This is a genomic window from Micrococcus sp. HSID17227 (assembly GCF_003989405.1).
Classification (GTDB): domain Bacteria; phylum Actinomycetota; class Actinomycetes; order Actinomycetales; family Micrococcaceae; genus Micrococcus; species Micrococcus luteus.
Window position 1 is genome coordinate 1 of sequence record NZ_RBLN01000061.1, and the last position, 9537, is coordinate 9537.

The 9537-nt window shown below is 73.1% G+C and carries 10 protein-coding genes and 1 tRNA gene; 3 read left to right on the forward strand and 8 right to left on the reverse strand.

Annotated elements, in window-relative coordinates; translation table 11 throughout:
• The 4 genes from D8M29_RS05105 to D8M29_RS05120 all read right to left on the reverse strand — a co-directional run.
• Positions 1 to 690: hypothetical protein (locus tag D8M29_RS05105; protein ID WP_127445829.1), on the reverse strand; the 690-nt coding region annotated here is incomplete at its 3' end.
• Between the two features lie 86 nt (positions 691 to 776).
• Positions 777 to 1502 carry a dienelactone hydrolase family protein gene (locus D8M29_RS05110; RefSeq protein WP_036316518.1) on the reverse strand — a complete coding sequence of 242 codons (726 nt, stop codon included), beginning with the start codon at positions 1500 to 1502 and terminating at the stop codon, positions 777 to 779.
• Positions 1503 to 1574: 72 nt separating this feature from the next.
• A complete protein-coding gene (locus tag D8M29_RS05115; RefSeq protein WP_036316519.1) occupies positions 1575 to 2126 on the reverse strand; it encodes a YceI family protein in 552 nt (183 codons plus the stop codon).
• Between the two features lie 297 nt (positions 2127 to 2423).
• Positions 2424 to 3704 (reverse strand): Glu/Leu/Phe/Val dehydrogenase, encoded by a 1281-nt coding sequence (locus D8M29_RS05120; protein WP_036316520.1) that lies wholly within the window; start codon positions 3702 to 3704, stop codon positions 2424 to 2426.
• Positions 3705 to 4048: 344 nt separating this feature from the next.
• Between D8M29_RS05120 and D8M29_RS05125 the strand changes: the two genes are divergently transcribed.
• Positions 4049 to 5014, forward strand: coding sequence for a CoA ester lyase (locus tag D8M29_RS05125; RefSeq protein WP_049146384.1), 966 nt, complete (start codon positions 4049 to 4051; stop codon positions 5012 to 5014).
• A gap of 110 nt (positions 5015 to 5124) precedes the next feature.
• On the opposite strand, the gene tctA is transcribed toward D8M29_RS05125, so the two are convergent.
• The 3 genes from tctA to D8M29_RS05140 are packed head-to-tail and all read right to left on the reverse strand — an operon-like array spanning position 5125 to position 8196.
• Positions 5125 to 6630: a tripartite tricarboxylate transporter permease TctA gene (gene tctA / locus D8M29_RS05130; RefSeq protein WP_036341427.1), complete on the reverse strand. Its 1506-nt coding sequence runs from the start codon at positions 6628 to 6630 to the stop codon at positions 5125 to 5127.
• A gap of 1 nt (position 6631) precedes the next feature.
• The gene (locus D8M29_RS05135; protein ID WP_115260218.1) at positions 6632 to 7192 is read right to left on the reverse strand and encodes a tripartite tricarboxylate transporter TctB family protein; all 561 of its coding nucleotides are present in this window, start codon (positions 7190 to 7192) and stop codon (positions 6632 to 6634) included.
• On the reverse strand, positions 7189 to 8196 hold the full coding sequence (locus D8M29_RS05140) for a tripartite tricarboxylate transporter substrate binding protein (protein WP_127435429.1): 1008 nt from the start codon (positions 8194 to 8196) through the stop codon (positions 7189 to 7191). Before D8M29_RS05140 ends, D8M29_RS05135 begins: the two co-directional genes overlap by 4 nt.
• Positions 8197 to 8372: 176 nt before the next feature.
• Between D8M29_RS05140 and D8M29_RS05145 the strand changes: the two genes are divergently transcribed.
• Positions 8373 to 8723, forward strand: a complete 351-nt coding sequence (locus tag D8M29_RS05145) for a universal stress protein (RefSeq protein ID WP_017489351.1) — start codon at positions 8373 to 8375, stop codon at positions 8721 to 8723.
• 74 nt (positions 8724 to 8797) lie between these two features.
• On the opposite strand, the gene D8M29_RS05150 is transcribed toward D8M29_RS05145, so the two are convergent.
• A tRNA-Leu gene (locus D8M29_RS05150) sits at positions 8798 to 8881 on the reverse strand.
• A gap of 250 nt (positions 8882 to 9131) precedes the next feature.
• Here D8M29_RS05150 and D8M29_RS05155 point away from each other — a divergent pair.
• Positions 9132 to 9537: DUF3662 domain-containing protein (locus D8M29_RS05155; RefSeq protein WP_127445830.1), on the forward strand; the 406-nt coding region annotated here is incomplete at its 3' end.

Here is a 9537-nt window from a genome sequence, read left to right on the forward strand (position 1 = left end):
TGCGGCCTCGCGGTCGGCGCGGGACAGGCCCACGGTGTCGTCGAGGGTGGAGGCCAGCGGCAGCACGATCACGTCCTTGCGGCCGAACATGCGGGCCACGGACATCGGCAGCACGACGTGGCCGGCGCCGGACGCGGCGATCTCCAGGGCCATCCGCTCGCCCGCGCCGGGCAGCTCGGCGGCGTCCATCGGCTCCGCGCTGGGGGCCGGGGCGAAGCGGGCGGGATCCAGCTCCTCGTCCGGGTCGAGCTCGGCGGGCGGCACCGGGCCGTCCGCGTCCACGTCCCACGCGGCGAGCAGGTGGTCCCTGCCCACGCACACCACCGGCAGCTCGGAGTAGACGCCCACGAGGTGCACGTGCCGCGGGTCGACGTCGCCGGCGCGCAGGAACTCCTCGACGGACACGTCGCGCCGGCGCCGCACGTAGCCCAGCTGCGGCAGGAAGTGGCGGGGCTGACCGGCGTCGTCGTGGGCGAGGTGGGCCAGCTGGGCCGCGTCGTCGTGGTTGACGAGCTGCACCGTGCGCTGGCGCGTGGTGAACCGCTCGACCCACGTGGACGGCGTGGCCCCGGGGATGGTGGCCAGGAAGAGGGTCTCGGGCGGGACGGGCAGGTCGGCCGGTGGCGCGGGCGCGGGACGACGCCGGCCCTCGCCCCCGGCGCGGCCCGCGGGCTTCACGCCCTTGGCCACGCCGCGCCCGCCGCCGGAGCGGGTGGATCGGGCGGGGCCGCCCCTGCTCGCGCGGGACTTCCCGCCCCGGCCGCCACGGGAGCCGCTCAGCGGACCTTCTCCTTCAGGAAGGAGACGGCGCGGTCCCAGGCGAGGGCCGCGGCCTCGGGCCGGTAGTTGCCCTGGGGGTTCTCGTCGTTGTGGAAGGCGTGCGGGGCGTCGTAGTAGAAGTACTCGACGTCGGCCCCGGACTCCTCGCGGATCTGCTGCTCCTGCCGCCGCGCGTCCTCGACGGGGAAGGAGTCGTCCTGTTCGGCGTAGTGGCCCTGGACGGCGGCGGTGACGCCGGAGAAGTCGCCGGGCACGCCCTGGCCCACGCCGTAGAAGGGCACGGCGGCGGAGACCTTGTCGCCCTGCTGTGCCGCGAGGGCGAGTACGAAGCCGCCGCCCATGCAGAAGCCGATCGCCCCCACGGTCTGCGAGGTCACCTCGTCCCGGGCGAGGAGCCAGTCGACGGCGCCGGCCAGCTGGCGGGCGCCCTCCTCGGCGGGCAGGTTCTGCATCATCTCGCCGGCCTCGTCACCGTCGTGGGCGATCCAGCCGCCGTAGAGGTCCGGGGCGAGCGCGACGAAGCCGAGGTCGGCGAGGCGGTCGCACACGTCCTTGATGTGGTCCACCAGGCCCCACCACTCCTGGATCACGATCACGCCGGGGCCCTTCCCGGAGGCGGGCAGCGCGAGGTAGCCGTGGCCCGTCCGGTCGCCGTCCTGGCCGGCGTCCTTCGTGGGCAGGTCGAACGTGACGTTCTGGTGCGGGGTCTTCGAAGCCATCATGGGCCCCACCCTACGAGGAGACCGGGCCCCTCATCGAGGGACCCGGTCTCGACGCGCGAGGTCGACTCAGGCTCAGGCCTGGGCGTCGGCCTCGGGCAGCACGAAGGCGGCGCCGATCTCGAGCTTCACCTTGTCCGAGACCAGGAGGCCGCCGGCCTCGGTGGCCGCGTTCCAGGTCAGGCCGAAGTCCTTGCGGGAGATCTCGCCCGTGGCCTCGAAGCCCACGCGGGTCGCGCCGAAGGGATCCTTGTCCTGGCCGCCGAACTCGGCCTCGAGCTCCACGGTCCGGGTGACGCCGTGCAGCGTCAGCTCGCCGACCAGGGTGAACTCCTCGGGCTCGCCGCGGACCTCGGTGGAGCGGAAGGTCATGGTGGGGAACTGCTCCACGTCGAAGAAGTCGGCGGAGCGCAGGTGGGCGTCGCGGCCCTCGTTCTTGGTGCTGATGGAGGCGACGTCGACGGTCACGTCGACGGAGGACTGGGCGAACTGCTCGGCGATGACGAGCTGGCCCTCCACGGCGTGGAAGGTGCCGCGGACCTTGGAGATGCCCGCGTGGCGGACGACGAAGTCGACGTCCGAGTGCGCGGCGTCCAGGTTCCAGGTGCCGGTGGTGATGGCGTTCATGGGGTGCTCCTTCTGAAGCGGGTCTGTCTGGTGTGTCCGGGGTGGGCCGCCGCGGCGGGCGGTTCCTCGGCCTCCGAACTTGTTTCAAATTCAAACATCATCCGGGCGGGTTGTCCACGCCTGATCGTCAAAATTCGAAATAGAGATGGACGTCACGGGCCGTGGGGGCACCTCAGGGACGGGCCCGCCCACGACGACGGCCCGGAACCTCCGGGGTTCCGGGCCGTCGGCCCGCGGGCGGGCAGCGGGGCCGCGCTCGGGCGGCCGGACGGGGTCAGGCGGCGGGGCCGCCCCCCGTCACGGGTAGAGGCCGCGGGTGCGGTGGGCCTCGGCCACGCGCTGCACGGCGGTCAGGGTGGCGGCCTCGCGCAGGCTCACGCGGCGGCTCTCGGAGGTGGCCAGCACGGCCTTCCATGCGGCGACCATGCGCTGCTTCAGGCGCTCGTCCACCTCCTCGCGGCTCCACCAGTAGGCCTGGTTCGCCTGGACCCACTCGAAGTAGGAGACGATCACGCCGCCGGCGTTGGCCAGGATGTCCGGGACGACCAGGACGCCCTTCTCCGCGAGGATGCGGTCGGCCTCGCCCGTGGTGGGGCCGTTGGCGCCCTCCACGACCAGCCGGGCGCGCACGCGCGGGGCGTTCTCCTCGGTCAGCACGGACTGCACGGCGGCCGGGACCACGAGGTCCACGTCCATCTCGAGCAGCTCGTCCGCGTCCATGGGCGCGGTGCCGGGGGTGTCCTTCACGGAGCCGGTGTCCCAGAGCTGCCTCTGCAGGGCGTCGTAGTGCAGGCCCTCGTCGTCGCGCACGGCGCCGTACTGGTCCGACACGGCCACGACCTTCACGCCGGCCGCCTCGAGCAGCTCGACCGTGCCGGCGCCGACCTTGCCGAAGCCCTGGACCGCCGCCGTCGCCTGCGACGGCTCGATGCCGAGGTGCTCGAGCGCGGCGAGCGCCACGTGGACCACGCCCGCCGAGGTGGCGGAGGCGCGGCCCAGCGAGCCGCCGAGCGAGACGGGCTTGCCGGTGACCACGCCGAGCGTGGTGTGGCCGACGTTCACCGAGTAGGTGTCCATCATCCAGGCCATGGTCTGCTCGTCCGTGCCCACGTCCGGGGCGGGGATGTCCACCTCGGGGCCGATGATCGGCTGGATCTCGGAGGTGTAGCGGCGGGTGACGCGCTCGAGCTCGGCCTTCGAGTACTGGCGGGGGTCGATGGCCACCCCGCCCTTGGCGCCGCCATAGGGCACGTCCAACAGGGCGCACTTCCAGGTCATCCACATGGCCAGCGCGCGGACCTCGTCCAGGTCCACGTCCTGACTGAAGCGCACGCCGCCCTTGGCCGGGCCGCGGGAGAAGTTGTGCTGCACGCGGTAGCCGCGGAGCACCTCGGTGGAGCCGTCGTCGCGGCGCAGGGGGATGGAGACGGCCATCTCGCGGCGGGGGGCGGCGAGCATCTGGTGCAGGCCCTCGTCGTAGCCGAGCGTCTTCACGGCGGCGGAGAGCTGGGCCAGGGCGTTGTCGAGCGGGGAGGACGGCGCCGTCACGGCCTCGTCCTCGGCGGGGATCCTCGTCATTGAGCGTCCTCGTGGTCCGGTGGGCAGGGGTGTGTCGCGGCCCGACCGACGCGCGGAGGGCCGCGCCCCATTGCGCGGCCGACGTCGTCCGGACCCCGATGAACGCTACGCGCTCCCCCCGCACCCGTCACCCCTTCTGAGCCGAGATCCACGCCCACCCGGGTGACGTCGGACACGGTGGCGTGTACTGTGCTGTGGACGCGCCGCACACCCGCGGCGCCCTTCGGCGTCGAACCGACGCCGCTCGCTCAGGGCCCACCTGGTCCGTCCCCCGGCCGTCCGCCGCGCGAGGCACCCCGCCCGCGACCTCGGCCCGACGCCCCAGCCCCGTGAAGGAGCCCCTCATGACCGTGACCCTGCCCGCCGCGATCACCCCCTCCCCCGCGTTCCAGCCCGTGCCCGGCCAGCGCATCGATCCGGAGCTCGCCCGCTCCTGGCTGCTGGTCAACGCCGCCCAGCCCGAACGGTTCCAGCCCGCCGAGGACTCGGCCGCGGACATCGTCATCCTCGACATCGAGGACGCCGTGGCCCCCAAGGACAAGGACCAGGCCCGCGCGGACGCCGTCGCCTGGCTGACCTCCGGGCACACCGGCTGGGTGCGGCTCAACGGCTACGGCTCGCGGTGGTGGGAGCAGGACGTCGAGGCGCTCGCCGCGGCCCTGCCCGCGCACCTGGGCGGGCCGGTCGCCGAGGGCGGCCTGGCCGGCGTCGTGCTGGCGATGGTGGAGTCCACGGACCACGTGAACGAGACCGCCCGACGGCTGCCCGGCGTGCCCGTCGTGGCGCTCGTGGAGACGGCGCGCGGGCTGCAGCGGATCGACTCGATCGCCGCCGCGAAGGGCACGTTCCGGCTGGCCTTCGGGATCGGCGACTTCCGCCGCGACACCGGCCTGGGCGAGTCGCCGCAGGCGCTGGCGTACACGCGGTCCCAGTTCACGATCGCGGCGCGGGCCACGGGGCTGCCGGGCGCGATCGACGGGCCGACCGTGGGCTCCACCGGCGTGAAGCTCGCCGAGGCGACGGCGGTGACCGCGGAGTTCGGCATGACCGGCAAGCTGTGCCTCGCGCCGGAGCAGTGCGCGGCCGTGAACGAGGGGCTCAGCCCGTCCCAGGAGGAGCTGGCGTGGGCCCACGAGTTCCTCGCGGACTTCGAGGCCGACGGCGGCGAGATCCGCAACGGCTCCGACCTGCCCCGCAAGGCACGCGCGGAGAAGATCCTCGGGCTGGCCACCGCGTTCGGCGTGCACTCCACGCGGTACCCGGACCAGGACAACGCGATCACGGCGCCGTCGGACACGTACCACTACTGAGCGGGCCGCCGCCCACCAGAAACGCGGGTTGAGTTGTCACGGGTGCGGAGACCGCACATCGGTGACAACTCAACCCGCGTTGCCTTCGGGGGCGCGGATCCCGCCTCCGCTCACACGTCCTGACGCGTCCGGCGCACGACGGCGGCCCGCACCGAGAACGCCAGCACGATCGCCAGGATCCCGTAGATCACCCACGTGATGGGGGTGGAGACGAGCACGGCCGGGTCGCCCACCGAGCTGAGCAGGGCGTCGCGCAGGCTGGTCTCCGCCAGCGGGCCGAGCACCATGCCGATCATCAGCGGCGCCAGCGGGTAGCCGTACCGCCGCATCAGGAAGCCCAGCACGCCGATCCCCAGGAGCATCAGCAGGTCGAACACCGCGCCCGTGGTGGCGTAGATGCCCAGCCCGCAGAACAGCGTGATCCCCGCGTAGAGGTAGTGCTTCGGGATCAGCAGGAGCTTGGCCCACAGCTGCGCGAACGGCAGGTTGATCGCCAGCAGCACGATCATCGCGATGAAGAAGCTGGCCAGCAGCGCCCACACGAGGTCCGGGCTGCGGTCGAACAGCAGCGGGCCGGGCTGCAGCCCGTACTGGCGGAACGCCGCCAGCATGATGGCCGCCGTCGCGGAGACGGGCAGGCCGAGCGTGAGCAGGGCGCCCATCGCCATGCCGGTGGTCGAGTTGCCCGCCGCCTCGGGGGCCGCCAGCCCGCGGATCGCGCCGCGGCCGAACTGCGGATGCGCCCGGCGTCGGTCCAGGCGCCGCTCGACCGAGTACGCGAGGAACGTCGGCACCTCGGAGCCGCCCACCGGCACGATGCCGAACGGCAGGCCGATCGCCGTGCCGCGCAGCCACGCCGGGGCGGCCTCGCGGAACTCGGCGCCCGAGAGCCACGGCCGGCCGGTGCGGCGGATGCGCAGGTCTTCGTGCTCGCGGCGCACCCGGGAGGCCACGTGGAACACCTCGCCGAGCGCGAGGATCGCCACCGTGACGGTCACCAGCGGGATGCCGTCGAACAGCTGCGGCGAGCCCATCGTGAAGCGCTCGGTGCCGGTCACCGCATCGATCCCGACGACGGCGATGCCCAGTCCCAGCACCAGGGAGGCCAGGCCGCGCAGCACCGAGTCGGCGACCACCGAGGAGGTGGCCACGAACGCGAAGAGCGCGAGCGCGAAGTACTCCGCGGGGCCGAATCTCGTGGAGAACTCCGCCAGCACGGGGGCGAGGAACACGACGCACACCGAGGCCACCATGCCGCCGATGAAGGCGCCGAGCGCCGCCGTCGCCAGGGCCTGGGCCGCCCGGCCGTCCTGGGCCATGCGGTGGCCCTCGAACGTGGAGGCGATGGCCGAGGCCTGGCCGGGGGTGTTCATGAGGATGGCCATGGTGGAGTCGCCGAAGAGACCGCCGAAGTACACGCCGGAGAACATGATGAACGCGGCGGTGGGATCGAGGGCGAAGGTCATGGGCAGCAGCAGGGCCACGGCCATCGAGGAGCCGAGGCCGGGCATCACGCCGACCGCGGTGCCGAGCAGACAGCCCAGCACCACCCAGAGCAGGTTCATGGGGGTGAGGGCTCCGGCGAAGCCCTCCATGAGGAGTCCGAGGGTCTCCATGTCAGAAGCCACCTCCCAGGATGCCCGAGGGCAGGGTCAGGCCCAGGGCCACCGCGAAGCCGAGGTAGGCCAGCGAGGAGACGAACAGGGCGACGAGGATGTCGAACACGGGGTGCGGGGCGCCGAACGCCCGCGTGATGCACCAGAACAGCAGCGCCCCGGCGAGGATCCACCCGAGCCAGGGCAGCAGGACGGCGAACGCGAGGAAGCCGAGGAAGCACCAGGCCAGCGCGCCGAAGTCCGAGTGGAACAGGGTCAGCGGGCCGGCCGCCTGGCCGACCTCGCCGTCCGCATCGGCCTGACCCTCGGGGGCCTGGCGCACGCGCACGACCTCCACCGCGAGCGCGGCGGCGATCACGAGACCTGTGACCGCGAGGATCAGCGGGAAGAAGTCCGGGCCGGGGAAGTCGGCGCCGTCGGTGTCCATGGTCAGGGACCCCAGCAGCAGGTAGAGGCTGAACGCGGCCAGCACGGCCGGCATGACGAGTCCGGAGAGCCCGGCGGCGCGTCCCCAGCGGGAGGGGGCGTCGGCGGCGGGGGGGACGGTGGATGCGTGGCTCACTTGATCTCCTCCGTCAGCGTGCCGATGCGCTCCTTCTCGGCGGCGATGAACTCCTCGAGTTCGGTGCCGGAGAGGGGCACGGGGTTCCAGTAGTTGCGCTGCACCGCCTCCTTCCACTCGGGGGTGTCGACCGCCTCGGCGATGAGGGTCTCGAGCTCGGTGCGCTCCTCCGCGGAGACGCCCGGCGGCACGAACAGGGCGCGCCAGTTGGTGAGCGTGACGTCGTAGCCCTGGGAGCGCAGGGTCGGGATCTCCTCGACGCCGGCCAGCGGCTCGGCCGCCACCACGCCGAGGGCGCGCAGTCGGCCGGCCTCGACCTGCGGGTAGATGTCCGCGAAGCCGCCGGCGGAGGCCTGGGCGGTGCCGTTGAGCAGGGCCTGGATGGCCTCGCCGCCGCCGTCGGACGGGATGTAGGTGGTGTCCGCGACCGGCACGTCGGCCGTGCGGGCGATGTCCGCCATGACGAGCTGGTCGAAGGAGCCGCCGCCGGTCCACGCCACGTGGGCGGGGTCCGCGCGCCAGGCGGTCACCAGGTCGTCCATGCTCTGGTACGGCGAGTCCGCCGGGACCACCACGAGGCTGTACTCCTCGACGACGCGGCTGACCGCGGTGACCTCGGAGAGCTCGGGGCCGGTGCCGCGGGCCGCGTGGGCGGCGATCTGGCCGGTGCCGCCCACCATGAGGTTGTTCGCGTCCTCGAGCGTGGTCAGCTGCCCGAGGGCGATGGTGCCGCCGGCGCCGGGAATGTTGACCACCTGGACGTTGTTCACGAGCCCGTTGACGCGCATGGTCTGCTGCAGCTCGCGCTGGAACGAGTCCCAGCCGCCGCCGGCGGCCGCGGGGGCGATGAGGGTCAGGTTGGTGCGGATGTCGTTGCCTCCCGAGGCCGAGCGGATGGAGAAGGCGGAGGCCGCGAGCACGGTGAGCACCGCGATCACACTGAAGACGATCCGGCCGATCCCCGTGCGTCGGCGCGGGGGGCCGTCGGGGGAGGTGGAGGACATGGCGGTTCCTAACAGAGACACCCCGCCGCCAGGGAGTGGCGGCGGGGACAGGTGCGAGTGGTGGAGGTCACGGTAACAGCGCAGCGGGGCTGCGTGCGCTCCGCGTCCGCAGAGTGACCGACGACAACCGGTCCGGGTGGTGACGGGGGCCGCGCCCATGACGCACAGTGGTCCCCATGACGATCATCAGCACCGGAACCAGCACCCCCGAGAGCGCCGCGGCCTGGCGGGCCGCTCTGGCCGAGGCGGCCCTGCGCGGAGAGGACGTGGTCTGGTTCTCCCTCGACGGGACCGAGCCGGACGAGGCGGAGGCGCGCGAGGCCGGCGTCGCCGTGTCCGTGGCGCACGCCCAGGAGCGCGGCCGGGACGCCGTCGGCGACCTGCTCGAGCATGCCGAGCGCGTGGGCGCGAGCCGGATCGTGGTGGGCGTGAAGCACCGCTCCCCCGTGGGCAAGCTGCTGCTGGGATCGGCCGCGCAGCAGATCATCCTCGAGGCGCGCGTCCCGGTGGTGTGCGTCAAGCCGTGAGGGCCGCCCGCCCGGACCAGCCTGGGAACGCCGAAGGCCCCGGAACCGTGTGGTTCCGGGGCCTTCGTCCTCGGTGCGCGAGGGGGGACTTGAACCCCCACGTTCTTGCGAACACTGGCACCTGAAGCCAGCGCGTCTACCAATTCCGCCACTCGCGCGAGCGGCTTCCTGATCTCGGCTCCGGACATCCGGCGACCGTCACAGGCAGCGAGGAATACTCTAACCCCCGGCCGCCCGGGCGTGCAAATCGACCCCGACGCCCACCCCCGCGTCCCCGCCACGCCCGTGGCTCGCCCCCTCCGGCACCTCTCCCACCCGCGCTCCACCCCGCAGAATCCCGCTGTTCTCGGCGGTCTCCCAGCCCGGCCCGTAGTATCGGGACGGACAACTGTGGAAAGGGGCCCCGTCGTGGGACTTCTGGACAACCTCGAACGCGGCCTGGAGCGGGCCGTGCGCTCGGCCTTCTCGGCCGGCGGTCCGCGGGCGGTCAAGCCGGTGGAGATCGCCTCGGCCCTGCGACAGGCGATGGACGACGAGTCGATCGCGCTGTCCGAGGGCCACACGGTCGCGCCCAACAGCTACGTGGTCCACTTCTCCCCCGCCGACTTCGAGCGCGCCCGCTCGTGGGGGTCCACCCTCGCCAGCGAGCTGTGCGATGAGGTCATCCGCCACGCCGACTCCCAGGGCTATGCACTGCCCGGCACGGTCCGGGTCGCCTTCCACCCGGACGCGGACGTGCGCGGCGGGGACCTGCGCGTGGTCACCCGCCTGGACGACGGCTCGCTCACCGCCCCGGCCCCCCACGACGACAGAG